Here is a 26,838-nt window from a genome sequence, read left to right as displayed (position 1 = left end):
GTCTCTATGTTCGTTCTCTACCTTCAGATAGTGCGTGTGTGGACGCTACCTGTGGTTTGCGTGCTGGTGTGATGCGATTCTTAGAGACACATTGACACTAACTCTTATCATTGACTAGTGTACCGTGTCACACTCAAAGTTGTTTTTCGCAAAAGAAACGTGACTAAATAGAACGTCTTTTTTCAAAAAATATTTTTCAAGACAAAAAATCGCACCCCTGAAAACTAGCGGTTTTCGAGGGGTGCGAAAGCTTCTGATTATTTAATAGAGCGACTTTTAGAATAAAAATATCAAAGAAATACACAAAATGTGATACTATTCACCCTTATGTGCCTTTTCGAAGACTGCAATAGACTCCACATGATGAGTATTCGGATACATGTCAAAGGCACTCAGCTGAACCATCTGCCAACCCAAAGCGCGTAAATACCCTGTATCACGCCCCAAAGACGCAGGATCACACGCAATATATATAACGCGCGCAGGGGCCAAGATATCAATCTGACGGATGACACCACGACCAGCACCTTCACGAGATGGATCAAGAATAACAACATCAGGAGCCTTAAACTCCCCCGCTTTCACCTGACGTACCGTAGATTCCAAAACCTTCCGAGCGTCACCACGACGCACCTCAATATGAGTTTTAGCAGAACGATCAGTACGAGAAAAACCATCTGGAACAGCAAAATTATATCGAGCGTTCTTATGAGTTATCGCAGACCCCTCAACACTCAAAACAGTTCCCTTAGCACCCACGACATCAGCAGCAAGAGCGGTAAACAAACCAGCGCCAGCATAAATATCGTAAATCGTGCCGCCTTTAAGAGAACTCGGCAAAGCCTCTAACACAGCAGCACCTAAAGTCTGAGCCGCCCAACGATGATTCTGCCAAAAACCGCGAGAAGAAACTTCCCACTTATAAGTACGACCCGACAGCTCAAACGACTCATGCAAAGTCTCTTGGCCATATAAAATCACAGGTTGCGAAGGCCCCCCAGAACGGTTAACAGCAGAACAAAGAATAGAAGGCTTCACCCCAGAAAGATCTGACCACAACATCTGGCACTGCGCAAGAAGATCATCTTTCACCGAGGCAACAGATACACCATCACGCAAAGTAAAATGAACCGTCCGCTCATCCGTTGAAGACACCGCAACATCAACCCGAGCAACATCAGGAATCTCTAACTCATGAAGACGTAACTGCCCCATGGCAGCATCCTCTAGCGGGCATCCTTGCACCGCTACTACCTCAGCAGAACGATAAGGACTCATCCCAATACGCCCCTGCTCAGTAACCGAATAATGAATACGCGTACGAGTACCGTACTCTCCCCCAGGTAACTCCTGCACAATTAGGCTCTCAAGGACAGGATTTTGAGCGTCCATTGCACCTAAGCGAATCAACTGTTCTCGAACAATCTCACGTTTATATTCTCTCTGTACGGCAGGTAATAAATGCGCATACTCCATACCGCCCACCGGCAATCTGCCCTCTTGGGCAGCAACTAGAGCATCTGCAGGCTCCCACACACCATCACGACGGGCAGGCGCCGGCGACTCAACCGCGATAACATCGGCAAAGAAAAAACGCTCCTTCGGTCCAATACCCGTGATCCGAACCGTTGCTTCCTCACCGACTACACCATGACGAACAAAAATAACCCGCCCATGATGACGCGCCACAAAGAACCCACCGTGAGCAACTCGCTCCGGTCGTACACGAAAAATCGCACCCACATGAAAATCTACTGTGCTCATAGCGTCCTTAGTCTTATGAATAGCCAGCACCAACAACTTTAAAGTATTGTCCCTATAAAAGGTGCCTAGCCTCAAGCATTATTGAATGATTCCTTGTTCTTGACCGACAGACCACGGAACATGAGCGATAACAACACCAGACTCATGACGTAGACGTTGAGCAAGTTTATGCACCGTTCTTCGATGAATAGAACGCTCCCACCACCGAGTAATCACGTACTCCGGTAAATACACCACCACAATATCGCGAGGAGACTGAGCTTTCTTTTGCCGAATGTACTCAATCAACGGAGTGACCCTATCACGATATGGAGAATCTAAAATAGTAAGCGGAACAGGAACACCCAGTGTATCCCATTTCTTCAATAACTCCTTCGTGCTCTGCTCAGCGACGTTAATAGCAACAGCGCTAATCGTTGAAGCGCGAGAAGCACGCGCATACGCCAAAGCACGTGCAGCAGGCTTACGCAAACGAGGAATATACACCACAGCGTGCACTCGTGAAGGAAGTGCACGAGCCTGCTCTAATGACTCTTCATCCTGAGACAACATTAAATCCTTATCTACATAATCATAATGATGACGAATCAACGTCATCATTCCCATCGTCAAAAGAATAAGAATGAGGCTCACCCAAGCGCCCTGAGTCAGTTTCGTCAAAAGCACCACAAGCATCGACACTGCCGTGACGACCAAACCAAAAGAAGTCACCAACACATCACGAATCAACTTACGCCGCTTAAAACGCTCTAAAGTAATACGCAACTGCTGCCAGCGATGCCTCAAAATAGCGCTCTGAGTCAAACACATGGAAGTAAAAACCCCCACAATATACATCTGAATCAACGCATTAATATCTGCACCAAAAATAAACACCAAAAGCACAGATAAAGCACCCAAAACAAGTACCGAATTCGCGTGAAGACGAGCAGAATGAAGCGCTCTCATTTGAACCGGCAGATACTTATTCTCGGCGATAGAAGAAGTCAGCAAAGGAAAACCAGCGAAAGCAGTACATGCGGCAGTCAGCAAAATACCCACCGTTGCATACCCTAAAAGAACAGGTGCTAAAGAGCCCGAAAAAATCGTTTCAGCGACCTGATACAACAACGGTTTTTGTCGGAAGCCCTCGCCAACGAGACGTCCTTGAACCATTAAATATTTTTCGGGTTCTTGAACAACCACCGCACCAATAGCATGCACAAGGAACATCACCAACAGCAAAAGAGCTGAAGAGACAAACCCTGAAATCATCAAAACAGTAGCAACGTTACGTTTCTGGGGAGCCGCAAAAAACTGCGCAGAACTATTAATCGTTGACACACCAGTCAACGCAACAGCACCGGAGGAAAAGGCACGTGCCAATAACAAAACGAGCCCTAAACCGCTCACAACGCTTTCTAAACCACCACGAGGAATCACATAATAGGTGCTACTTTCTGCCATCGCTAACGTACCGGTGTAATACTGGTAGATGCCTACCACACCGGTAAAAGCAAGAATCCCCAAAAATGCGTAGGTTGGAACCATTGAAGCTTTACTTGTAAAACGAAGCCCTCGAATACACAACCAAGTCACGGCAATAACCAACGACGCTGCAAGATAGTGTTGGTGTGGCACGAGATGAGGAAAAATCGTCAAAAGATAGTGAGTAGCAGCGGATATTGCGACAGCCACAGTCAGCACATAATCCACCATAGAAGACGCGCCGTGTGCCAAAGCAGGAGTCGGCCCTAAACGGTGTAAGACAAGCTCGTATTCACCATGCTCAGAAATCTGGTTAACGTTATAACGGTATGTTCCCACCACAATCAGCAACGTCAAAGCAATACCAATAGCGACAAGAGGTGAAAAAACAAGCCCCGCAGCACCAGTTAAAGAAAGCATAAGAATAATCTCGTCTGGAGCGTAAGCAACCGACGAAACACTATCTGCCCCAAAAAGTGAAAAAGCACGGCGTTTAGGCAACGCAAGAAAACGCACATTTGCTCGGTGCGTTGGTCGTCCCCAAATAGAACGTTTGATGTGTCCCCATACTTTGTTCACAGCCTCTAAGAGTAGCCATTTCAGAGATTAAAAAACAGCTACCCCGCCCAAAAAACACTAAAATCATCCTCAGAGGCTTAGCGTCATCACAAAAACTAGAATAGGCTATAGGTTGCACGCAAATGGCCGAGGGCTTTTAGAGGAGACAAATATGCCGCATTTTGTGATTATGGGAGCAGGTCGAGTCGGTGTCATGCTTGCGCATACCCTCGAAGATTCAGGTCATACTGTTGCCGTTATTGACCAAGACGAACAAGCCTTCCGCCGATTACGTAAAGACTTTTCTGGTAAAAAAATTACTGGAGTAGGTTTCGACAGAGAAACCCTCAAACGTGCTGGCATTGAAGAGGCCTATGCGTTCGCTGCAGTCTCCTCTGGGGATAACTCGAACATTCTTGCGTCCCGAGTCGCTCGAGAAACTTTTCGTGTCTCCCACGTCGTTGCCCGTATTAATGACCCGAACCGTGCAGAGTTCTTCCAACGACTCGGAATCCCTACCGTCGCCGCAGTGCGATGGTCCACAGACCAAGTGCTGCGACGTATCCTGCCAGAACAAACCATGACAGGAGATTTCAGAGAAGCCTCAGGTCGACTTATTCTTGCAGAACTACAGCTCCACGAAGAATGGGCAGGACGCCCATTTACAGATATTGAAGCTGCCGCACAGGTTCGCATTGCCTATATCACCCGTTTCGGGGAAGGTATCCTCCCGCGTGCAGACTCTAGCTATCAGCATGGAGATGTCGTCCACGCGATGATGCGCACTGAAGATATTGGTGAAATATCTCGAGTTCTTGCTGCCCCACCGGCAGAATCAACCGACGAAAACGACAGGAGATAACACAATGCACGTTCTCATTATTGGTGCAGGTTCCGTCGGATCTTCCATTGCAAAAGAGCTCACCGCACACGGACACAATGTTCGTATTATTGATAAAAAACCCGAAGTCATTGGGCGCTCCGAATTACGCAATGCACAATGGATTATCGGTGACGCCTGTGAACTTTCTGTCTTTCGTCGAGCCAAACCCGAAACCGCTGACGTTATTGTTGCAGCCACCGGCGACGACAAATCAAACCTTGTTGTCTCCCTACTAGCACGTTCAGAATATGGTGTGCCACGCACTATCGCACGAGTCAATAATCCCAAAAATGAATGGCTCTTCGACGAATCATGGGGTGTTGATGTTGCAGTCTCAACTCCACGGCTCATGACAGCGCTAGTTGAAGAAGCAGTAGAAGTCGGTGACGTTGTCCGGTTGCTCCAGCTTCAAGCCGGTGGTGCAATGCTCGTAGAATATACAGTCCCTTCAGACCACCCCATCATTGGGCACACGGTATCTCAGATTCACTGGCCAGAAGATACCACGCTAACCGCCATACTACGTGATGGTGTACCTCGTCCCCCTAGCCCCGATGAACCCATCGAAGGCGAAGACGAACTATTCTTCATCACCACTGCCGACGGAGAAGAAGATATTAAAGCCCTCTTTAGCTAAAAAGAAAACTCGTGTACAACTATACGATGTAGATGTACACGAGTTTTTATTCTCTCAAAGACGGTGATGATCACAAGAAATCACTTTATTGCTGAGGCTTAGAAATAATCCAGCTTGCCCATAAGACCACCGCGTATAGTGGTATCCCCATCAGAAGACGGGCAATACCTAAAGCCGTCACATCGCCTATCTGGTACAGAGGAACTTGCACAGCAAGACGCGCAAAAAACATCGCGCAGAGTATTAGAGTTGCCCGATTATAAGCCCGTAGACGTTCTGGACGTTGACGCCAATGACCTTGCTCACCACGAATATAGCTGTAGAAAAGTCCCAGAATAGGCCAACGAACCACCACAGATCCGCCCACAAGAAGACCATACACCAGATTAATGTACAGTCCTGGGGCATAAAACTCTGTGGCACTACCTGAACGATACGATATAACAGCGCAGATGAGAACCCCGATGAAACCAGATAACGATTGAATCAAGGTGCCCCGCTGTCTCAGGCGAAGCAACGCAAAGATACCAGCCACACCTAAAGAAAAGGCTAAAGCAATAAAAAGTTCTTTGGTGGTGGTAAAAAGAATCAAAAAAGCTACCCCTGGAAGGGTTGCTTCAACTATGCCTCGAACGCCACCCACTGCGTGAAGAATATCTACGTGTCCGTTGTCTTTACGCCGTAAGTGGGTACCGGCTTGCTCTAATGCGGTACTGATACTTACAGGTTTTCCCTGAGTCGTTTCAGTGGTTTGGTCTTGAAAGTCTGAGGGCTGTTCTTGGTTCATGGTGTTTTATGTTTCTCTTCATAGGCAACATGTGATGGAACAATCTCATAGCGTGGGTTATACATCCGATGAGGCGTCACTCGTTGAGAGAGCATCCCACTACAGCGAATATAGGTACCTGCAACAATCCCTGGAACGTTGCGTTGACCGTGCCAGATGAGTTCGAGATAGTCACCTTCAGCAAGGGGCGGAAACTCTGGATATAGTGGGGCAGGTGTTTTGGGGTAGCTGCTCACACGATATTGAGGAATGTTATGTTCTTCATCGCTAAGAGTTTCTTCAGAAGAGTCATCGTCGGCGATTACTTCTTGAGTTTCGTCATCAGAGTCTTCTTCAAGGACCTCAATAATGGGAATACCCGTTAGCTGATGATAGTTAGAGGGTGCGAGCGGCTTAGAACGGCGCACTTCAAGTACTGCAGTGTATCTCGGTGGATCGGTTGGGGCAGATAGTGTTACGTGAACAACGCGTCCACCCACACGTGCACGAAAACGCTCAGGGTAACGTTCTAAGCGTTTTCGTAGAACTTGCTCATGGCTAGTATTCTCTGCCGCAGTAGGCACCATTTTCTACCCTATTTCTGTGATTTCTGGTCCGCGACGAGGCATTTTAAGGGGTTCTTCTTTCCCCTGAGGTGTGGACTGTTGTTGTGCTTGTTGCTGTGCTTCTTGAATAGAGGCAGGAACTGTCATCGGCAATAGTTCGCGAGGAGGACGAGGGTCTTGCCCACGAACAACAACAATTGACCGGAACACTTCTTCCATTTCCGCTACGGCTTCTGGTTTAACTGCAGCATCTCCGGCAAATACACCACGAAGGAACCAGCGAGGCCCATCTACACCGGCGAAGCGAGCTACTCTAAAACCTTTACGTCCGTCTGCTGTTTGCGCAGAAATACGAGAGACGAGCTGCCGCCCTAAAGACCCGTCAAGGATTTGAACGCTTCCGCCCTGTTCACGTACTGAGTGTGCAATTTCTTGACGGATATCGTCCCAGATTCCACGTGATTTAGGTGCAGCAAAAGCTTGTACTTGCAAGCTTCCTTGACCTTTAGTGAGTGTTACCGCTACGAGCTGTTGACTTTTTTGTTCGATGTCTAAACGCATGTTTAGCCCGTTGACCATTTTGATGCGCATTGCACCAAAGTCCATGTAGCCTTCTGTTTCTTGCTGTTCGGAGACGTCCCATGGCCCAGAAGAACGGTCATAGTCATAGGGGGTGTTGAGGTTTTCTTCAGCCGTTTCTTCTACTGGCTCAGTAGCCTCTTCTGTTGTTGGTTGTTCTTCTTGCTCTGTGCCCTGTTCTAGGTTCTGTTGAGCTGAGTCTTCACGTTTTTTCTTTTTTCCAAACCCAAACATATCTTTTACCTTACGTATACAGCAGTTCTATGATGTTTTCTCAATTATTCTAGCGAACACCTGTTGAACCGAACCCTGCTTCAGCTCGTTCGGAGGAAGGCAATTCGTTGACCATCATAAAATGAGCTTTTTCAAAGCGTTGAATCACCATTTGAGCAATTCTGTCGCCACGGTTGATGGTAAAGGCTTCGTGTTGGTCTGTATTGAGTAAGCAGACGATAATTTCTCCACGGTATCCAGAGTCTACGGTTCCGGGTGCGTTGACGATGGTGATGCCGTGTCGTGCTGCAAGACCTGAGCGGGGGTGCACAAGTGCAACATATCCGTCAGGTAGTGCCAAAGACACACCTGTAGGTATCATTTTGCGTTCGCCGGGTGCGAGGACAGCATCAATGGTTGAGCGAAGGTCTGCGCCAGCGTCACCATCGTGTGCGTAGCTTGGAGCAGGAATACCTTCATCGAGCATTTTGAGGGGTATATCGATAGATTCAGTCACAGTAGTTCACTGTACTAGAATTATGCCCATTCGAGTACTTCGTGTGATGTCTTAGTCTTTTCTCTATAGAGTTCTTGAATCTTAGTTCACATCGCCTAGTAGAACTCAGTATCAGCGGTTGAATATCGCTAAGATAGTTCTACGGCTTATGCTTGTTCGCTATCTTTCAAAGGTTTATGTATGTCTCCTGATTCCCCTGATGTTCTTTACTATGAGCGTCTCTCCCCCGGTTTTGGTACTTGGTTAGTAGCTATTGGGGTGGGTTGTGCAAGTTATCTTGTTGCTGCTCCGATTAATATCCCTATCGGTATTGTCGTGGGTATTCTCATGATGCTTCTGGTCAGTGGTGTTCTCTTTGCTTCTTCGCCAACGATTGAGATTACTTCTCGAGTGTTGCGTGTTGGTAGAGCACAGATTGAGAGGGAATATGTGGGCTACGCCGAGTCTTTTTATGGTGATGCGGCGAGAGTCGTTGCGGGGCCTGCATTAGATGGTCGTGCTTTTATGTGTTTTCGTGGTTGGATTGAGCCAAAAGTTCGGATTCATATTGTTGATCCAGCCGATCCAACTCCTTATTGGTTAGCTTCTAGCCGTCATCCTGAACGTATTGTTGAGATTCTCAATGAGGGTAAAGAAGTCCCTGAGGATTCATCGCTTGAAGAATAACTATGTGTGCATGTGGGGAGGGGTGAGAAACCATTTTTGGTTTCTCACCCCTCCCCACATGTATTGGCTGGTGTTAGCCTTCGCAATCGATGCAGTATTGCATTCCGCCGTCTTCGTGAGCGATTTGTGAACGGTGACGCACGAGGAAGCAAGAACCGCAGGTGAATTCGTCATCTTGTGCAGGAAGAACAACGACGTTGAGTTCTTCATTAGACAAGTCAGCACCGGGTAGCTCAAAACTTTCAGCTGCTGCGTTTTCGTCTTCGTCAACAGCACCTGATTGCATTTCTGAGCGGTGGTTATTGAGCTCTTCAAATGATTCTTCGTTATTTTCTTCGTCCTGTTTACGAGGTGTGTCGTAGTCTGTAGCCAAAGTGTTTTTCACGCTCCGTGTGTTTAGGCATACCTTCCATCGTACGTTAGGGAAGTTTCTGCAGTCTGTGGGACAGTGTTACCTTACGTGAGTAAAGACGTGATGCTTTAGTTTCCGGTAACGCGTAGCATTTTTCACTAAATATTGGCTGTTGTCTAGTAAGAAACAGCTATTTTTTACTGTGGAAGCTATCTATTTTTTCTATTGATGATTATTTTCTGAGAAGAACCCTTATTTTTCGCGGGTTTCATGGATACGCCCTTGAGAATATGTGACTTTTTTTACACCTTATGGTGGCCTTTGAGGTGACACCTCCATATTAAAAACGTATTTTTTAGTTTTTTGAGTGGTTGTTTCCTGCACGTTATGGGCGTCTCGGGGTAATCTTTTCTTGAACTTTATTGCCAACAAGGAGATAACATGCTTGAGCTGCGACTATCTGGTATCCATGATGACGGTGAGCATCTCGTTTTAGAATCTGCGCAAGGGGAACGTTATATTCTTCCTATTGATCAGAATCTACGCACGAGCATCGCTAAAGCTCGTCGTATTCAGCCTCTTCGTGGTCGCCCTGGCAACGGTGTTTTTGGTCCTCGTGATATTCAGGCACGTTTCCGTCAGGGAGCGAGTGTTGAACAAATCGTTGAGGAATCTGGTTGGGAAGCAGAACGTGTGCGCCGCTATGAGTGGCCTATTCTTGCAGAACGTGCTCATATTATTGCTGCAGCACGCGCGGTGCGTATTTCTCCGGCGGTTCTTTCACATGGTCGTTCCGACGCTCCCGCTCTCTCATTAGATGAGCTCATGGAGCGTGTTGGCGAAAAGTTCAATCTTCCTCTAGAAGACGCTCAGTGGAGCACCTATCAGCAAGAATCTGGGCAGTGGAGCATTAGCGCTGATATTGAGCTCAGTGAACAGGCTCAGCAGCGTATTCCCCAGACCGTCGTTTTCCCTGCACGATGGACGTATAATCCTGCGAATCAGAGTGTCTATGCCTCCAATGAAGCGGCTTATTTTTTGATGGAACGAGCAGATCAAGAAGATGCACCTGTTCCGGGGATGATGTCTCATGCTCATCAACATGAGGAAGATACCCCTGCCTCGGTAGAGGAGCCTGTCCAGACGTCAACGGATTCTGTAGCAGAGCTTTCTGAGATTTCAGCATCAACTCCAAAAGTAGCTCCTCTTTCAGAAAAACCACAGTCTGTTGAAGGTGCTGGAACTCGTGACTTCGCATCTGCAAGTGAACGTAAACTTGCAGAATTATTGGAGCGTGCCCGTAATAGTAGCGCTCAAAAGGTCACTGTAGTAGCAGATTCTGTTGTCTCTTCTACTGATTCAGTGCCTCAGAATGTGCAGGATCAACCACAAGCTAACGATGAGGTAGCTACCACAGAGCAGCAATCTGTTCAGAAAAATATTGAATCACAAGATGTATCAGCGATGAGCTCTGATTCGGCTGATATTGAGCAACAGCAAGATTCTGCAGATGAGGTTTCTGCAGATTCTTCTCGTACAGAAAGTCCAGAAACCCCTGCCAAGGCTGAAAGTTCTTCGTCTCGTTCAAAACGCACTTCTGTGCCAAGCTGGGACGACATTATTTTTGGTAATCAGCGTCGTTAACAGTCGCCAGTTAATATATTAGGTATACCCCTATGAGTCATTCTTATTCCCCTAAGCATCTTTCGGATGTTGAAGAACCCGATCATATCCCTGATTTACCGACAGGTCCTAAAGTTACTGAACTCCCCCACAAGAAACATACAAGAACGATGTTTCTTGGGCTTTTAGGTGTCTCTCTTTTGGGACTATCTGTGGCGGCTTTTACGTTCTTCCCCGTAGCAGACCCACCTATCTCTCCTATCTCAGAAGAAGCAACGCATGCGGTGACGGATTCACCAAGTGTCAGCGCTACTCCTACCCCAAGCTCAACACCGTCCGCAACACCAACCCCTGTATCTTCTTCTAGCCCATCTCTGTCACCGACGCCAACGTTCTCACCGGCACCTGAAGTGCAGGTCCCCCAAGTAACTGAAGAATTTGTTCCGGCTGAGCCTATTGTGCCGGCTGTTCCAGAGACAGTAGAAGAAGTCCCCGAGGTAGAGACTGACCCTGTCATACCTGCTCAGCCTGTTGCTCCAGCGCCGGTTGCTCCAGCTCAACCTGTACAGCCAGCGCCCGCGGCACCCGTGGCGCCTGCTCAACCTGTTGCTCCAGCACAGCCTGTACAGCCAGCGCCTGTAGTGCCTGCTCAGCCCGTTGCTCCAGCGCCGGTTGCTCCAGCACAGCCTGTACAGCCAGCGCCCGCGGCACCCGTGGCGCCTGCTCAACCTGTTGCTCCAGCGCCGGTTGCTCCAGCACAGCCTGTACAACCAGCCCCGCCGACAAACAATGTTGTGCCTGCACCTATTCAAAATCCTGCCCCAGGACAAGGATAGGCATTCCTCTCTTCTCGTTGTTCAGGTTCGCCATTACTCGTGATTGTTCGTAAGAGAACATACGTTCTCAGGACACAAAGACTCCTATTTTCACTCTGTTATCCGTAGAATGTACTATGAGCGGTAAAGTCTTTAGACTTTGTCTCAATCACTAGCACGTAGAGAGAACCACGCAGATAGGTACGTATATGACCCACCCTAAACATCGCGCTGATTCAGCGGCCTCCGATGATTCTGAACATATAGACCACACATCGGAAGATACTGCGCCGTTAGAAGTACACAAACCTGAGCAGAACGAATCTGATGTAGAAAATCATCAGGCTCAAGGTTCAGACGATGTATCAGTTCAAACGGAACCTATCACAACTATCGCCCAGCCAGGCTATATCTATGTCACAGAGGATTCACTCCACGCAGTAGAACAAGGCGCTGAGGACGATTCTCTCTCACACCAACTGCTCAGAAACGGCACAGTTTTTGAGAAAAAAAGCCTTGCCGAGAAAATCAGGGAACGGAACGAGCAACACGCAGAGGAAAAGGCTCGTAAACAAAAAGAAGCAGAATACCGTGCCCGTCAGGCAGCTATTGCGGGGCTTACTGCACAAAAAGCAGCACAACAGCGCGCTCTCACAACAGGATCACTCAATGAGCGTGATGTTCTTACCCACGCAGCAGAATCTACAGTCGAAGCAACTTCCCGTAAAGGTATCGTATTCGGTGCTTTAGGCGTGGGTGCTCTTCTCCTTGCAGGTATCGCCACCGTCTACGCTTTTAACCACAGCTCAGATAACATCACCCCGACCGACGCTCACACCGTCAAAGAAAGCGCTACAACAAGTCCTACCGCTACAGAATCACCTCGGGCAACATTCTCTCCTGCCCCAGCTCCCACTCACACTGTCAAAGAGCCTGAAGTTAAATATCTTAATCCGACACCTGCCCCTGTAGCTCCAGGAACTATTGAGTATGTAGATCCACCCGTACCAGAAGTTCCTGTTGAACAAGCACCACCACCTGTTATCGCACCACAACCACCTGTTGTTCAAGAACCTGAGCCCACTGTTCAGAGCACAACAGCAGAACCTACCCCCTCTGAAGAACCGGTAGAGAGTAGCTCTGCACCAGAGCCAACGACACAAGAAGCTGATCCCACGCAGGAACCAACAGAAGCTACCGTACAAGGACCAACTGTGGCACCGCCAGCCTCGTCCTTGCCGGCTCAGCCTCAGCCAATTCCTTCTGGTCCATCTGTTCCGCCAGCAACACAAGGTGAAGCACGCAATACTGCTCCTGCGACTCCAGCAGGCCCTCAAGAAGCACATGACGTGCCAACGACAGCTCCCGTACAAGAAGGCTAACCGTTTCACTAAGGGAGGAGAACACCTGAGGTGTTCTCCTCCCTTAGTTTATGTTGTAGGTAATACGCGTAGCGGAATAGTCGTCTCTGTTTCGGTTAAAGAACCGTGCTGACCAACCATATCGAAAGCTTGCGGTTTAGCTCGACGTTTATCGTAGAGAGCAATAGGCTCACGGCAAGCAATCAAAATATCACCGATACGAGCGCGTGCTTGATCTCGCACTTCAATACCAAAAAGTCCCTGTTCGCAAGCTTCTTCGGTGTCGATAATCCATGCTTGCTCTCCCCAGCGTTTAGCCCAATCGTTGAGAGTTTTTTCTTTTGCTTCCTTGGAATTGTCTTTCAGGTATAGCTGAACCATACGTGGTTCACCTGCAGTGAGTCTGACATTTTCAATGAGATGTTCATCGGCAGAGTAGTCGTATCGGTGCTCACGATCGATATCGAGCATCCCATGATCTGCAGATAAGAGTAATAGTGTTTGTGCGGGCACTCTTTCTGCTAATTTTCTGAGAGAAAGATTCAATTCTTCTAGTTGGTGAATCCATTGGGTGGATCCTGTTCCGAAGCGGTGTCCAGCTTGGTCGATTTCTCCCCAATACATATAGACAAGGGATGGTTTCCTTGATGACAGAAGACTCGTTCCAAGAGTGATTCTTCCAGTTGGTGCTTGAGCGTGGAAGAATTCTCCTCCTCGTAAGCCAAATTGGCTTAGCCCTGATTTTTGGTATCGGCTCAAGGATACGGTTGCGACGTTGCAATAGTTTTCATAGCGTTCAAAGACGGTAGGGTAAGGTTGCCATTGGTGAGGGTCGATGGATGAATCCCAGCCTGAAAGATGATTGACGACAGCGTCATTTTCAGGGTTGCGCACTTCGTATCCAGCAACACCGTGTATCCCTGGTGGTAAAGCGGTGCCGAAAGAGGTGAGGGATGCTGCCGTGGTCGAAGGTATTGCAGAGTGCAGTGTTCCTAAAGAAATGGAATTTTTAAGGAATGGGGCATAAGAGGCATATTTTTGGAGGAGGTCTTCACCGAGCCCGTCTACCATGACAACGCACACACTACGGAATTTGTCGGGGTTGATTCCAGCTTGTTCTAAACGTTGTGCTAACCCGATGGCGTCATGAGCGCCCTCCCCCCATAGAGGGTGAGGGTCAGGTGTGATGGTGCGCTGTTTTACGAGTGTTCCGGCTGATTCGAAAAGATCAGCAATAGTACCACTACCGTATGGTGCGGGTGCTGGCAGGGGTGTTCCGCAATAGTCTGTGAACATTAAGGTTATCTCCCTGCTTCTAGCTGTGCTTTTCTTAAGGCTTGCACAAAGTTGCACGCTTGTCTCACAGATTCTTCTCCGTCAGCTGTTGAGCTAATACGTAAAGAGATGTCTTCGCACATCGCTAGGCCAGTATATCCGTGGTTAGCATGGCATTGCGGGTCAGGGCAGTCTGCTGGTTGCAGGTCAAGACGTTGGGAACCTGTCCACGCAATGTTAAGGGACACTTCAGAAGGGAGGGTTCCTCGTTGGTAATCGGAGGAGTCGATATACACGTAGTTCACGGATACGGATTTTAGATGTTCTAAAGAAAAGCTCTCAACGCTGAGGTGTGTTGCAGTTTCATCTGGTTGGTGGTGTTCGTGATCATCGAGGTGTACTACCAGCAAATAGCGTTGCGTGAGCGCTAGTACTGTAATGTGGCGGTGAACGGTACCGTGTTCAAAGTGGGTTTCAAGATGAACGAGGTGGGATTGAGGTTCTTGCCCTATTAACCCATCTATTACCGCGTCTGTTGTCAGTTCTGGGTAAAATCCTAATCTGGTAATGGACTCTTCCAACAATCTAAGACGAGGACTGCTCATATGGGTATCCCTCCAAGGTGTATAAGATATTTATTTATTGTAAACCGTACAGGTTCTAGTTCGTTGGTCATTGTTATGACATTCTTGGCTTTGATATCCTCATGAGCGCATTTGCTGTTGTGTTGGTTCTTTCAAAGGAGAGCATTCTCAGAACCGAACGGTAGAATGTTTAAGACCCTACCCCGTCAGCTATTGAAGAGGTTTATATGGCCCGCCGTGGCACAACTCTGCAGGATGATTACCCTGAAGATATCGTAGAAAATATTGTCGATATTGATGTATCCTCCGAAATGGAAACCAGCTTTTTGGAGTACTCATATTCGGTGATTTATTCCCGAGCTTTACCTGATGCTAGAGACGGTCTCAAACCGGTACAGCGACGCATCTTGTATATGATGCAGCAGATGGGTTTGACCCCTGCTAAAGGTCATGTGAAAAGTGCTCGTGTTGTTGGTGAAGTGATGGGCAAGCTTCACCCTCATGGTGATGGTGCCATCTATGATGCAATGGTGCGTTTAGCTCAGCCTTTTGCTATGAGGATGCCTCTTGTTGATGGTCATGGAAACTTTGGGTCTTTAGATGATGGGCCTGCGGCCTCTCGATATACCGAAGCGCGTATGGCGTCTTCTGCTTTGGCGCTCACCGCAGATTTAGATGAGGATGTTGTCGATTTTGTTCCCAATTATGACAACCAGTTGATGCAGCCTTCTGTTTTGCCGGCCGCTTTCCCTAATCTGTTAGTCAATGGTTCTTCGGGTATTGCGGTAGGTATGGCTACAAATATGCCTCCGCATAATCTTCGTGAAGTTATTGCTGGGGCACGGTATTTAATTGAGAATCCTGACGCTACTCTCACCCAAATCATGAAGTTTATTCCAGGCCCAGATCTTCCTACCGGCGGAACAATTGTTGGGCTTGACGGCATTAAAGATGCCTACGCTCATGGTCGCGGTATTTTTAAAACTCGTGCTAAAGCTACCATTGAACAGGTGTCTGCTCGGAAACAAGGCATTGTGATTACCGAGTTGCCGTATATGGTAGGCCCTGAAAAAGTTATTGAGAAAATTAAAGATGGTGTTCAGAAGAAGAAGCTTCTAGGCATATCTGATGTGGCAGACCTGACAGATCGTAAAAATGGTTTGCGTATGGTCATTGAGATTAAAAATGGTTTTAATCCTCAAGCTGTTCTAGCTTCGTTATACAAATACACGCCTTTAGAAGATTCTTTTGGCATTAATAATGTTGCTCTTGTACAAGGACAGCCTCAGACCCTTGGTCTTTTAGATCTTTTGCGTGTCTACGTTAATCATCGTATTGAGGTCGTTCGCAGGCGTACCGTGTTCCGTCTAGAACAGAAGAAAAAACGTCTTCATTTAGTTGAGGGTCTTCTCATCGCGATTATTGATATTGATGAGGTCATTCAGATTATTCGTTCTTCGGATGAGAGCTCTCAGGCTAAAGCCCGCCTCATGACGGTCTTTGATTTAAGTGAGGTTCAGGCACATTATATTTTGGAGGTTCGTCTCCGCCAGCTTACAAAGTATTCACGGCTTGACTTGGAGAAAGAACGTGATGAGCTACTTCATTCTATTGCCGATTTAGAGGATATTTTAGCTCACGAAAAACGGTTACATACGGTTGTTTCTGATGAGTTACAAGAGGTAGCAGATACCTATGGAACAGACCGACGCACCGTTCTTACTTCAAAAGATCGTCTAGCTGATGAACTCGCTCAGGCCAAAAATTCTTCTGACCAGAAAGTTACACGCGGCAGCTTAGCATTAGAAATTGCGAATGACCCGTGTTGGGTTCTTCTGTCTACAACGGGGCGTATTGGCAGAAGTACGCCGTATCCTGATGGTCTTGTAGCACTTGAAGATTCAACAAAACGTCTCAAACATGATGCGTTAGTGTCAGCAGTTGCAACCAGCGCACGTTCTGAGATAGCAGCGGTAACTTCCTTAGGGCGTATGGTTCGGTTAAACGTTATGGACCTTGTCGTCCTTGAGAATTCTCAAGGTACACCAATACTTTCTAGTGGCGTTCCTTTAGACGAGATTGTTTCGTTAGGGCGTTCTGAAAAGATTGTTGGGTTGGCTCCGCTTCATCAGATTATTGCTTTAGGCACCGCTCAAGGTGTTGTTAAACGAGTTAATCCTGATTACCCGCTCAATGCTGATAGCTGGGATATTATCGCCCTTAAACCTAAAGATCAGGTTGTTTCGGTGTCAGTATGTGCGCACGACAGCGACGTTCTAACATTCGTGACAGAGCAGGCAAAGTTATTGTGTTTCACTGCAGATAAGGTACGTCCTCAGGGCAAAGGTGGTAGTGGTATTGCCGGCATTAAACTCGCTGAAAAAGACCGTGTTATTGCTTTTGGTGTTACCCCTGCGCGTAGTGATGCTGTTGTCATGACGATTGCTCACGGTGGCTCCGAAGATAGTGCCAAAGTTACTGAGTTAGAACAATTCCCTCAAAAAGGACGTGCCACCGGTGGCGTTCGTTGTCATCGCTTCTTATCGGGCGAGTCTTCTTTGACGTTAGCGTTTATTGGTCGTGGAGCGTTAAAGGCAGTAAGCCCCGCTGGTGTAGCAAGGGCTGTACCAACAGAGTTTTCTGCTCGTGATGATTCGGGTATCCCCCTCACTCAATCTATTGCTGCGGTGGGTTCCTCATATCAACACACTCAGTGGTTATTGCCAAACACCGGAACAGAGACGAAGGATGACCCTTCTGTCCCAGAGCACAGCTCCCAAAAGGCGTCAGCTGAAGCTGAGTTGCCCCTTGAAGGAACTCTCTTCTCATAGAACATCACGTATTTCTGGCACAAGAATGCCGTGGTTGCTCAGTTTCGTAAGCAACCACGGCATTCTTGTATCTACGAGAGTTTATTTAGGGTGATAACTCAACAATACGGTCGCAGGCTTGAATATCGTCGCGACGGTGTGACACGAGAACCACAGCTGGAGGTATCTGAAGACCAGAATCAGGCCGTGCAACATGTTTCATCGTATCCACATCTATTTTGGTTCCACGAGATACTTCTGCAATCAGGGCACGTGCTGCTGGAGCGTCTAAATGCGCAGTCGGCTCGTCCATAAGAAGTAGTGGAGACTGTGTCAATAGGGTACGAGCAATCGCAATACGCTGGCGTTGACCGCCAGAGACATACGAACCGCCAGCTCCTACAGGAGTGTTTAGACCTTCAGGCAGAGAACGTACGAAGTCTCCTAGCCCGACTCTATCCAGAACAGAGTACATGTCAGCTTCACTAGGCCGATTTTTCGCAGAAGCTGCCAAGGCAAGGTTATTCGCAATCGAAGATTCGAAAATATACGCAGATTGTGGACACCATGCAGCATAACCACGTAAATCAGCACTTTCGAGTGTCTGCCCGTTAACACTAATTGACCCATTCTCTACAGGTAAGAATCCCAACAATGTTGCCAGAGCAGTAGTTTTACCGGCACCAGAAACACCGGTAATGCCGAGCCATTGCCCAGAACTAATCGAAGCGTTAAGTCCTGTAAAAACAGGTTCTTTCATGCTGGGCCAACGAGTTGCAACATTTTCCATCGTCAAAGTAATGGGTGTTCCTAGACGTTGACGAGTTTGTGCAACATCGGTTGCAGTGTTCTGAACTGAGTTTGTTTCCACGAGGGGGCGCATACGTCGTACAAGTTCAGCAAGTGCAGGCCATCCTCGTACAGCTTCAATATGTCCGGCGGTGCTTTCTCCCATTGCGGTGCACATTAAGAGAATGATTGCGACAAGCGGACCTGTCAATTCTCCAGAGCGAACTTGTGCCCATGTGATGACGATAGTTCCTAGAGCCGCACCCCACCACGTCACGATAGTAAGAGCATGTCCGAAGCCACTAGCCTTTGAACCTGCAAGGATTGACTCAACATTACGTTGGTCTTTTTCTTTGAAGGCTGCAGTCGCAAGGTAGTTGAGCCCATTGGCTCGAAGGTCAGCGGCAGCGTCAAGGGTTGAGACCCCTAAACGTAATAATTCTGAGGTTGAGAATCGGGCAATAGCGTCAGCGCGATGATCAGTGTATCGAACCAAAGCCGGTATGACGACGGTAGAAATAACCGCTGCACACAGAATAATAGGAGTAGCAATAGGGGCAACGCTTAAAGTAACGACGACCGCCAAAATCATCACCGTCAGGTGAGAACCTACTGGAAGAATCACACGAGGTAAAGCGTCGCGTAGTTCGTCAATATCTCCAACAAGACGGTTAAGAATTCGGTCGCCACGAAGAAGCGAACGCAAAGATAGCACGGTTCTTCCGGCAGAATCCCATGCTCTTACTCGCAAGAAGTTCGCTGCTTTGAGCACAAGATCGTGGGTGCGTAAACGTTCTACATAACGAGTGCAGGCTCGCCCAAGTCCAAAGAACCGTACTCCGACGATGGCGACCATGAGGTACATAATGGCAGGCTGTTCTGCGGCTCGTACGATGAGCCAGCCAGAAAGTGCCGTCAGCATAATAGAAAATGATAATGCTAGAGCAGACAGGATAATAGGAATGAGGCTCTGTTTAAAAGTGATACCGGTCAGTGAACGAATATCTCTCAACGTTTGAAGGACAGAACCATATTGTTGCCGGTATGCCCCCGTATCAGGACGGTGAGGCTTTTTCTCTGCTGTTTGCGGGCTCTCGGCGGAATGCTGTCGTAGAGATTCTTTGAAGCTCTCAACGTTCCACCCCATGGAAGTACTACGACTCATGGTCCATGATGTTGCGGTTCCGCGTTCGTCCGTTGTAGCGTCAAGGCGGAAGTCTGTTCGCCGTGCAAGGTCTTCGTCATGGGTGACGATAAGTAAAGTAGCGCCCGTGGTAGCTAAAGCTGCCAATGAAATATTGACGCGGTCTGAGGCGATTGCATCAAGGTGAGCTGTTGGTTCGTCTACAAGTACGGTGACCTTTTCCCCCACACGTTCTAAAGCATCAACACGTGCTAATGCCCGTGCAATGGCTAGACGGCGCATTTGTCCGGCGCTCAAAGATTCTGGTGCAAGGTCGGCGAAATCTTCCAACCCCACAACTCGTAGGTATTGACGGTATCGTTCACGTCCGCGGGCAGATAGAGAAAGTGGTCCGGTTTCGCTCAAGAGCTTGAGTACGGCGGCAAAGTCTTCTTCACTATCAACGACGGCGGGGAATCCGTAAAGTGCAACTTCGTTAATCACTGAGGTTGCGATAAAGGCTGGTGATTGGCTGACCCATACGATGGATCCGGTACCGCTGACTTCACCACTGACCTGTAAAGGTTTGCGAGATCCGGTAGGGATTAGCCCGTCAGCGACAGAACCGTTGATAACCCCCAATAAGGTAGATTTTCCGCAACCAGAAGGTCCGGTAATGCTGACGGTACTTCCATGCGGAACGGTAAAGCTCACGTCGTGTAGAACTTGGCTTCGTCCGGGATATGTGACACAGACGTTTTGGATGCTTAGTTCTTCTCCGTCAAAGAAGGTTTTCTCTTCGGGGAGAGGACGGTCGATGATACTCTGGGCACGTCGTAGAGCGGCTAAGCCATCTTCAGACTGATGGTAGGCGCTACCTACGTCGCGTAATGGCTGATAGCATTCGGGAGCTAAAAGTAATGCTAGTAGTGCCACGTCTAGACCCATATTTCCGTGGACTAGGCGTACGCCGATGAGCACCGCAATGACGGCGATAGAAATGGTGGTGAGCAGTTCAAGCCAGAAAGATGAAAGAAACGCTGAGCGTAGGGTGAATACTGTTGTTTTGCGATAACGCTCCCCTAGTTCTGCTAGAGCTTTTGATTGGGCACGAGCACGACCGAGTCCAACGAGCACAGGCAATCCTTTGACAAGCTCTACAATATGGTCAGACAGACGCAGTAATTCTTGTTGGGCTTTTTCAGTGTCTTTTTTCGTGGTTTTACCGATGAGTACCATGAAGACTGGAATGAGGGGCAGCGTCGCGATAATGACGATGGCGGAGGTTAAGTCGTAGAAGCCCAGTACACAAAGAATCATGATGGGGGTTACCGCGGTGCTAACAAGTGCGGTAAGAGTTTTGGTGTAGTAGTCGTCGATAGCGTCGAGCCCTCGAGAGATCAGAACTGCTGTTCCGCCAGTACCATCGGGGGTGTCTACTCCTCCAGTGGCAAGGACTCTTTCAACCAGTTGTGCACGGATAGTTGATTTTGTTCCGGTGGCTGCACGTTGCGCGAAATAGCTCAGCGCCCAGTCGCTTGCTGCACGTAATACTAGTGCGATGAAAGCAACGAGTAACAGCATCATAACGGTTGGTTTTTGCCCAAAAGTTGCGAGCCAGATACCGTCTAGGTGGGCTTCAGCGTTGCCACCAAAAACTGCTTGCTGACGGTCATAATCACTGGTGAAGATTTGGTTACGGTGTATCGCAGCATAGGTGAGTCTAGCCATGTAAGCGATAGCTGTACCAAGAACGGCGGCAAAAAGTACTGTCGCACTCGTTTTTATGATGGTGATGAGCGCAAAGATGCCGAGGTTAGTTGTGGCGTTGGGCCCCAGTGGAGGACGCTTATCCATAGGTAACGGTGAACTTTCGGGTATGAAGGTATAGACAGATGTTCTTTTGAGTCTACCTTTGAAAAATATATTTTTCTGGTGAATGGGCAGAAGGTTTTATTGTGATGTCAATGATGGGGTGGTAGATGAAAGCGGGTGCGCCTATGGTTGATAGACGCACCCGCTTTTTTGTGAAGGAATGAGATATCTCGTTCCTTCTGAACCAGTGTTTAGTGGCTTCCCTTAGACATAGTTGCTAGCTCGGTAGCATCATGTGCGTCAGGGATATGTTCTACTGTCATGCGTTTGCGGAACATGTAGTATCCCCATGCCTGATACAAAATGATGAAAGGCAACATCAAACATGCTAGCCACGTCATGATAGTCAAGGTATAGGGAGAGCTTGAGGCATTAGCAATATTCAGGCTGTAAGCTGGGTCCAATGTTGAGGGGAAAACATTGGGGTATAACGCTAGGAAGATAGCTAGAGCACCAGTCGTGATGAACAGTGAAGTTCCGACAAAAGTCCAACCTTCACGTCCTGCACGTGCTTTAAGGTATGCAAATGCACAGCTAATGACAGCAAAAATAACCATGGCCCAAGAGAGTATTCCGGCGCTCATGCCGGTGAATTGTAGGTAAAGCACCCAGATAACACAGGGCAGAACACCTAATGGCATGAGCCGTACTAGTGTTTTACTCGCACGGTAACGTACTTCTCCGTCTGTTTTGAGGGCGATAAAGGCAAGCCCCTGTAGATACGAGAAGAGAACAATTCCGAGTCCACCGATATAGGTGAAGGGGTTGAACACCCATGTGAAGGCTCCAACAACGTCGCCGTTCTCATTAATCGGCAAACCGGTGGAGGTAATTCCAAGCAGTGCACCAACGAGGAAGGCGATGAAGAAGGAAGATACGGAGATGGATGCATTCCAGAAGTTGACCCATTTTTCGCTATGGTGTTTTCCGCGGTAATCGATAGCGACGACTCGCAAGATGAGGAATACGAGTGCTAGGGTTAGCGGAATGTAGAGCGCGGAGAAGAGTGAAGCGTACCAGAAGGGGAAAGCTGCAAAGGTTGCGGCACCTCCGGTTACAATCCAAACTTCGTTTCCGTCCCATACAGGGCCGATGGTGTTGAGAAGAAGTCGTTTTTCTTTTTCATTTTTTGAAAAGACTTTTGACATCATCATGCCGACTCCGAAGTCAAATCCTTCGAGGATGAGGTATCCAATCCAGAATACGCCGATGATGATGAACCATATGGTAGGAAGCAGAGGCTGGTCAGCGAAGATGTTCATAGTGTTCGTCCTCTCTTCTTAGTATGCAAACGCGAGGACGTCGCGTTTTTCATCGTGGTTGGTGTCTTCGTCGTCTTCGAGTAGTTCAGGCATGGATGCCACGATACCGGAACGAACGTATTTGGTGAGCAGGTATATCTCAACGATTGCAAGGACTCCGTAGAGTAGTCCTAGTGTAATCAGTGAGAAAAGAATGGTTCCTGCTGATACTTCTGGTGAGACACCGGCAGCGGTGAACATCATAACAGCGGTGTCGCCTTGGAAGTTTGGTGCAACAACGAATGGTTGACGTCCCATTTCGGTGAAAATCCAGCCAGCTGCATTGCCAAGGAATGGGAACCATAGTGCTACAAGCTGTAGGTTCTTAATACCGTTGGATGCGGGAACTGTGCCGGTACCGTTTTTGCGGGTTATCCATAGCGCGTAGATAGCCATCAATGCGCTCATACCACCGAGGGTGAACATGCCACGGAAGCCGTAGTAGGTAACTTCAACCAGCGGTGTGTATTGAATTTCTTGTCCTGCGTACTCGCCGTAGACTTCTGGCTGGTTAGGGTAGTGAGTTCCTAGCTGTTCGCGGTATTCCTTGAGGAGGGTTTCGACGCCGGGTACTTCTTCTGTGAAGTTTTCGTGAGCAAGGAAGGAAAGCAGACCAGGAATTTTTAGGACAGTATGGATATCTGCACAGTTCTGGCTACCGGGGTTGGTGCTGTAGGAGAAGAGGGAGAACGCTGTGGTGTCTTCGCAGGCGGCTTCTGCAGCTGCCATTTTAAGTGGCTGTTGTTGAATCATCAGCTGGGCTTGTGCGTGGCCGGTAAAGGCGGTTCCGAGGAATCCGACGAGGGCTACGATTGCACCAAAGCGTAGGGCGTAGCGCCAAGCGTGAAAATCTTCTTTGTCGCGAACGCCTTCAGCGCGCTCACCGATGACAACTTTTCCGTCAACGACGGTGTCGATTCCGTCTTTACGGCGTTTCCAAAGATGCCACCAAGAGATACCGACGAGGAAGGCTCCACCGACGAGGAGTGCACCGGTAATAACGTGTGGGACGGTGAGTACCGCGGTGATGTTAAAGAGCACGGCGAGGATGTCGGTCATGACGGGGCGTCCGTCAACCATTTCTACACCGACGGGGTGTTGCATCCAAGAGTTTGCTACAAGGATGAAGTATGCGGAGATCCAGGTACCGATAACGGCGATGGTGATAGTCCATGCGTGAATTTTAGGTGAGAGTTTACCCCAGCCGAAAATCCATAGTCCGATGAAGGTGGATTCGAAGAAGAAAGCAAAGAGGCCTTCCATTGCTAGGGGGGCACCGAAGACGTCGCCGACAAATCGTGAGTAGTTGCTCCATGCCATACCGAATTGGAATTCTTGGACGAGGCCTGTTGCGACACCCATGGCAAAGTTGATCAGGAAGAGTTTTCCCCAGAATTTGGTGAGACGTTTAAATCGTTCACTTCCAGTTTTGACGTATTTCCAGTGGAAGTACGCGACAAGAGGGCCGAGACCTAGTGTCAGAGGCACCATGAAGAAGTGGTATACGGTGGTGATGCCAAATTGCCACCGTGCTATAAGTAGTGGATCCACTGCTTGTATCCTTTTATAAACCTTAATGTGTGAGCCGTGAGTTGTTGAGACTCACGCTTTATCACATTTAGATTACGGTGTGTTGCAAGGTTTGTCTTATAGTCGTTTACACCCTGTCATTTACTCTTTTAAGTTGGGGACTTGACGTTGCTCTAAAGGTTATTTTCACAGTAAGCACTTTTTATGTTCTGGGCTTTTTTCAACAATTGACAACACTCCCCTAAGTATCAATATTTACCCTAGTCAAATAGCATTATTTGGGTGTTTCAAAAAGTTTTTAACCAATGAGAAAAAGTAGATTTGAAACTATCTCGTAAAGATTTTCCACCCATATATTGACACCTTTATATAATCTGTCATGAAACACCATAGAGAATAGTGGTGATTTTTTTCATAAAAATTATTGCACTTTATCTCTACTCAAACACCAGCGTGTCGCAAAGTAAAAGGACGCAAGCACTTATCCACGCGGACCAAGAAGCCCTAAACGAGCAACACTCTCGCGCTCTAAAAATAATTCATCGATAGAACGACGCACATACTCTCTCGAGAACTCATCTTCTAACAATCCCGGAACAATCTGCCATTACCCTCGAGAACACAACACAGGAAAAGAACAACAAGACACTAACTACACATCAATTTGGTCATCAGATAATTTATGGGCACTGTTAATAATAAATTCCTTGCGAGGAGCAACCTCTGAACCCATCAACAAAGAGAAAGCCTGCTCAGCAGCTTGCGCATCTTCAATGCGAATACGACGCAACATTCTATGGCGAGGATCCATCGTCGTCTCCGCGAGCTGGTCAGCATCCATCTCACCCAACCCTTTATATCGTTGAATCGGCTCTTTATAGTTCTTTCCTTCATCTTCTAAACGGCGCAAAAGTTCTTCTAACTCACGTTCAGAATACGTATAAATCATCTCGTTAGCCCGTCCACGATGGATGACTTCAACTCGATGCAACGGAGGCACCGCAGCATAGACTCGACCGGCTTCAACCATAGGGCGCATATAACGATAGAACAAGGTCAAAAGCAAAGTACGAATATGTGCGCCATCAACGTCAGCATCCGTCATCATCACAACCTTGCCGTAGCGGATACTTTCGACATCAAAGGTTCGACCAGAGCCTGCACCAAGAACCTGAATAATTGCGGCACATTCAGCATTAGCTAACATGTCCGTCAGTGAAGCTTTCTGAACGTTCAGAATCTTTCCGCGAATCGGCAAAAGAGCCTGATAACTTGACGAACGAGCCAGACGCGCTGTTCCTAGAGCAGAGTCTCCCTCAACAATAAAAAGTTCAGAACGAGCGACATCGTGAGAACGACAATCCACAAGTTTCGCGGGCATAGAACTGGTTTCTAAAGCATTTTTTCGCCGCTGAGTCTCTTTATGCACTCGCGCTGAGATACGTGATTTCATCTCAGCCACAACTTTTTCGCTTAAGGAATGAGCCTGCTGTTTATCAGCACGAGCTGTCGCTTTAAGTTTCTGGGCTAGTTGAGTACTCACAATTTTCGAGACAATCTGACGTACCGCAGAGGTACCAAGAATCTCTTTTGTTTGTCCTTCAAATTGCGGTTCCGCTAAACGAACATTGAGTACCGCTGTTAGTCCAGCAAGAATATCGTCTTTTTCAAACTTATCTTGAGCACCAACTTTATATTTTCTGGCATTATCACTCAGATGTTTTCTAAAGGTCTTCAAAAGCCCTTGTTCAAAGCCTGTGAGGTGAGTGCCGCCTTTAGGGGTAGAAATAATGTTAACGAAAGAACGAACAGTCGTGTCATATCCAATCCCCCACCGCAGGGCAATATCAACTTCACATTCACGTTCCACTTCTTGAAGCTGAGAATGCCCTTCTTCATCCAGAACAGGAACAGTTTCGGTAAAGGTGTCACGCCCTTGAAAACGCCAAATATCTGTCACAGATGAATCATGTCCAAGGTACTCAACAAATTCAGAGATACCACCATCATGGTGGAACACTTCTTCGTAGGTGTCGTGTTCGCCTGGAGTGCCAGCTAGCCGACGTTCATCACGAATGGCGATGCGTAGACCCGGAATGAGAAATGAGGTTTGGCGAGCACGCTGAGCAAGTTCCTGATAACTGAACTTTGCATCTGGTGTAAAAATCTGTGGATCAGCCCAGTAGCGTACGCGGGTTCCGGTCACACCTCGTTTAGCCTTGCCGATAACAACTAAGGAATCGTTTTCTTTTTGTGAAGGGGTAAAAGAGGCTTGTGGTGTTGGTGTTCGCCCGTCTTTAAACACTCCAGGGATGCCGTGACGGAAACTCATTTGGTAGGTTTTCCCACCACGGTCTACTTGCACATCTAACCGGCTTGATAAAGCATTAACAACGGAAGCGCCGACACCGTGCAGACCACCAGAGGCAGCATAGGAGCCTCCACCGAATTTTCCACCAGCATGAAGTTTGGTGTACACCACTTCCACACCGCTCAGTCCGGTGCGAGGTTCGATATCGGTCGGGACACCTCGCCCGTCGTCACGAACTTCTACTGAGCCATCACGGTACAGAACGATGTCGATGGATTGTCCGTATCCGGCAAGAGCTTCGTCTACAGAGTTATCGATAATTTCCCAGAGGCAATGCATTAAACCGCGAGAGTCGGTTGAACCGATATACATACCGGGGCGTTTACGTACGGCTTCGAGCCCTTCGAGGACGGAAAGGTTTCGAGCGGTATATGAAGAGGTTGCCACGGTGTTCTCCCTAGTTGAGCAGAGTG

The 26,838-nt window shown here is 48.0% G+C and carries 20 protein-coding genes; 7 read left to right on the top strand and 13 right to left on the bottom strand.

What is annotated here, in order from left to right:
* Positions 1 to 315: 315 nt before the first annotated feature.
* Both ACN08Z_RS02675 and ACN08Z_RS02670 read right to left on the bottom strand, forming a co-directional pair.
* On the bottom strand, positions 316 to 1,764 hold the full coding sequence (locus tag ACN08Z_RS02675; protein ID WP_419103061.1) for a class I SAM-dependent RNA methyltransferase: 1,449 nt from the start codon (positions 1,762 to 1,764) through the stop codon (positions 316 to 318).
* Between the two features lie 78 nt (positions 1,765 to 1,842).
* The gene (locus ACN08Z_RS02670) at positions 1,843 to 3,810 is read right to left on the bottom strand and encodes an APC family permease (protein WP_419103060.1); all 1,968 of its coding nucleotides are present in this window, start codon (positions 3,808 to 3,810) and stop codon (positions 1,843 to 1,845) included.
* A gap of 151 nt (positions 3,811 to 3,961) precedes the next feature.
* On the opposite strand from ACN08Z_RS02670, the gene ACN08Z_RS02665 reads away from it, so the two are divergent.
* Together ACN08Z_RS02665 and ACN08Z_RS02660 are read left to right on the top strand one after the other, a co-directional pair.
* Positions 3,962 to 4,651: a potassium channel family protein gene (locus tag ACN08Z_RS02665; protein ID WP_419103059.1), complete on the top strand. Its 690-nt coding sequence runs from the start codon at positions 3,962 to 3,964 to the stop codon at positions 4,649 to 4,651.
* Between the two features lie 4 nt (positions 4,652 to 4,655).
* The gene (locus ACN08Z_RS02660) at positions 4,656 to 5,309 is read left to right on the top strand and encodes a potassium channel family protein (RefSeq protein WP_419103058.1); all 654 of its coding nucleotides are present in this window, start codon (positions 4,656 to 4,658) and stop codon (positions 5,307 to 5,309) included.
* A gap of 85 nt (positions 5,310 to 5,394) precedes the next feature.
* Here the strand turns inward: ACN08Z_RS02660 and ACN08Z_RS02655 are convergent, their stop codons facing one another.
* From ACN08Z_RS02655 to dut, 4 genes are read right to left on the bottom strand one after another with little or no spacing between them, the layout of a single operon-like run.
* The gene (locus tag ACN08Z_RS02655) at positions 5,395 to 6,096 is read right to left on the bottom strand and encodes a DUF3159 domain-containing protein (protein ID WP_419103057.1); all 702 of its coding nucleotides are present in this window, start codon (positions 6,094 to 6,096) and stop codon (positions 5,395 to 5,397) included.
* Complete coding sequence (locus ACN08Z_RS02650) at positions 6,093 to 6,662, bottom strand: asparaginase (protein ID WP_419103056.1); 570 nt, start codon at positions 6,660 to 6,662, stop codon at positions 6,093 to 6,095. The genes ACN08Z_RS02655 and ACN08Z_RS02650 overlap by 4 nt, the downstream gene beginning before the upstream one ends.
* 3 nt (positions 6,663 to 6,665) lie before the next feature.
* A complete protein-coding gene (locus tag ACN08Z_RS02645) occupies positions 6,666 to 7,454 on the bottom strand; it encodes a DUF3710 domain-containing protein (RefSeq protein WP_419103055.1) in 789 nt (262 codons plus the stop codon).
* Between the two features lie 49 nt (positions 7,455 to 7,503).
* The gene (gene dut, locus ACN08Z_RS02640) at positions 7,504 to 7,950 is read right to left on the bottom strand and encodes a dUTP diphosphatase (RefSeq protein WP_419103054.1); all 447 of its coding nucleotides are present in this window, start codon (positions 7,948 to 7,950) and stop codon (positions 7,504 to 7,506) included.
* Positions 7,951 to 8,130: 180 nt separating this feature from the next.
* Between dut and ACN08Z_RS02635 the strand changes: the two genes are divergently transcribed.
* Positions 8,131 to 8,616: a DUF3093 domain-containing protein gene (locus tag ACN08Z_RS02635; RefSeq protein ID WP_419103053.1), complete on the top strand. Its 486-nt coding sequence runs from the start codon at positions 8,131 to 8,133 to the stop codon at positions 8,614 to 8,616.
* Positions 8,617 to 8,689: 73 nt separating this feature from the next.
* On the opposite strand, the gene ACN08Z_RS02630 is transcribed toward ACN08Z_RS02635, so the two are convergent.
* Positions 8,690 to 8,989 (bottom strand): DUF4193 domain-containing protein, encoded by a 300-nt coding sequence (locus ACN08Z_RS02630; RefSeq protein WP_419101941.1) that lies wholly within the window; start codon positions 8,987 to 8,989, stop codon positions 8,690 to 8,692.
* Between the two features lie 420 nt (positions 8,990 to 9,409).
* Between ACN08Z_RS02630 and sepH the strand changes: the two genes are divergently transcribed.
* The 3 genes from sepH to ACN08Z_RS02615 all read left to right on the top strand — a co-directional run bounded on the left by sepH (position 9,410) and on the right by ACN08Z_RS02615 (position 12,788).
* A complete protein-coding gene (gene sepH, locus ACN08Z_RS02625) occupies positions 9,410 to 10,612 on the top strand; it encodes a septation protein SepH (RefSeq protein ID WP_419103052.1) in 1,203 nt (400 codons plus the stop codon).
* A gap of 32 nt (positions 10,613 to 10,644) precedes the next feature.
* The gene (locus ACN08Z_RS02620) at positions 10,645 to 11,427 is read left to right on the top strand and encodes a hypothetical protein (RefSeq protein WP_419103051.1); all 783 of its coding nucleotides are present in this window, start codon (positions 10,645 to 10,647) and stop codon (positions 11,425 to 11,427) included.
* Between the two features lie 188 nt (positions 11,428 to 11,615).
* The gene (locus ACN08Z_RS02615; RefSeq protein ID WP_419103050.1) at positions 11,616 to 12,788 is read left to right on the top strand and encodes a hypothetical protein; all 1,173 of its coding nucleotides are present in this window, start codon (positions 11,616 to 11,618) and stop codon (positions 12,786 to 12,788) included.
* Positions 12,789 to 12,836: 48 nt separating this feature from the next.
* Here the strand turns inward: ACN08Z_RS02615 and ACN08Z_RS02610 are convergent, their stop codons facing one another.
* Positions 12,837 to 14,063, bottom strand: a complete 1,227-nt coding sequence (locus ACN08Z_RS02610) for an alkaline phosphatase family protein (RefSeq protein WP_419103049.1) — start codon at positions 14,061 to 14,063, stop codon at positions 12,837 to 12,839.
* A gap of 5 nt (positions 14,064 to 14,068) precedes the next feature.
* A complete protein-coding gene (locus ACN08Z_RS02605; protein WP_419103048.1) occupies positions 14,069 to 14,647 on the bottom strand; it encodes a DUF5998 family protein in 579 nt (192 codons plus the stop codon).
* Between the two features lie 206 nt (positions 14,648 to 14,853).
* Between ACN08Z_RS02605 and ACN08Z_RS02600 the strand changes: the two genes are divergently transcribed.
* On the top strand, positions 14,854 to 17,457 hold the full coding sequence (locus ACN08Z_RS02600; protein WP_419103047.1) for a DNA gyrase/topoisomerase IV subunit A: 2,604 nt from the start codon (positions 14,854 to 14,856) through the stop codon (positions 17,455 to 17,457).
* Positions 17,458 to 17,542: 85 nt separating this feature from the next.
* Here the strand turns inward: ACN08Z_RS02600 and cydC are convergent, their stop codons facing one another.
* The 4 genes from cydC to ACN08Z_RS02580 all read right to left on the bottom strand — a co-directional run bounded on the left by cydC (position 17,543) and on the right by ACN08Z_RS02580 (position 26,812).
* The gene (cydC, locus tag ACN08Z_RS02595; RefSeq protein ID WP_419103046.1) at positions 17,543 to 21,205 is read right to left on the bottom strand and encodes a thiol reductant ABC exporter subunit CydC; all 3,663 of its coding nucleotides are present in this window, start codon (positions 21,203 to 21,205) and stop codon (positions 17,543 to 17,545) included.
* Between the two features lie 209 nt (positions 21,206 to 21,414).
* The gene (gene cydB, locus ACN08Z_RS02590) at positions 21,415 to 22,485 is read right to left on the bottom strand and encodes a cytochrome d ubiquinol oxidase subunit II (protein ID WP_419103045.1); all 1,071 of its coding nucleotides are present in this window, start codon (positions 22,483 to 22,485) and stop codon (positions 21,415 to 21,417) included.
* A gap of 18 nt (positions 22,486 to 22,503) precedes the next feature.
* Complete coding sequence (locus ACN08Z_RS02585) at positions 22,504 to 24,075, bottom strand: cytochrome ubiquinol oxidase subunit I (protein WP_419103044.1); 1,572 nt, start codon at positions 24,073 to 24,075, stop codon at positions 22,504 to 22,506.
* A 631-nt stretch (positions 24,076 to 24,706) separates the two neighbouring features.
* Positions 24,707 to 26,812 carry a DNA gyrase/topoisomerase IV subunit B gene (locus tag ACN08Z_RS02580; protein WP_419103043.1) on the bottom strand — a complete coding sequence of 702 codons (2,106 nt, stop codon included), beginning with the start codon at positions 26,810 to 26,812 and terminating at the stop codon, positions 24,707 to 24,709.
* Positions 26,813 to 26,838: the final 26 nt, after the last annotated feature.

Source organism: Rothia sp. P7181 (assembly GCF_048513015.1).
Classification (GTDB): Bacteria; Actinomycetota; Actinomycetes; order Actinomycetales; family Micrococcaceae; genus Rothia.
The sequence above is the reverse complement of the archived record's forward strand: the minus strand, read 5'-3'. Positions and strand labels throughout refer to the sequence as shown.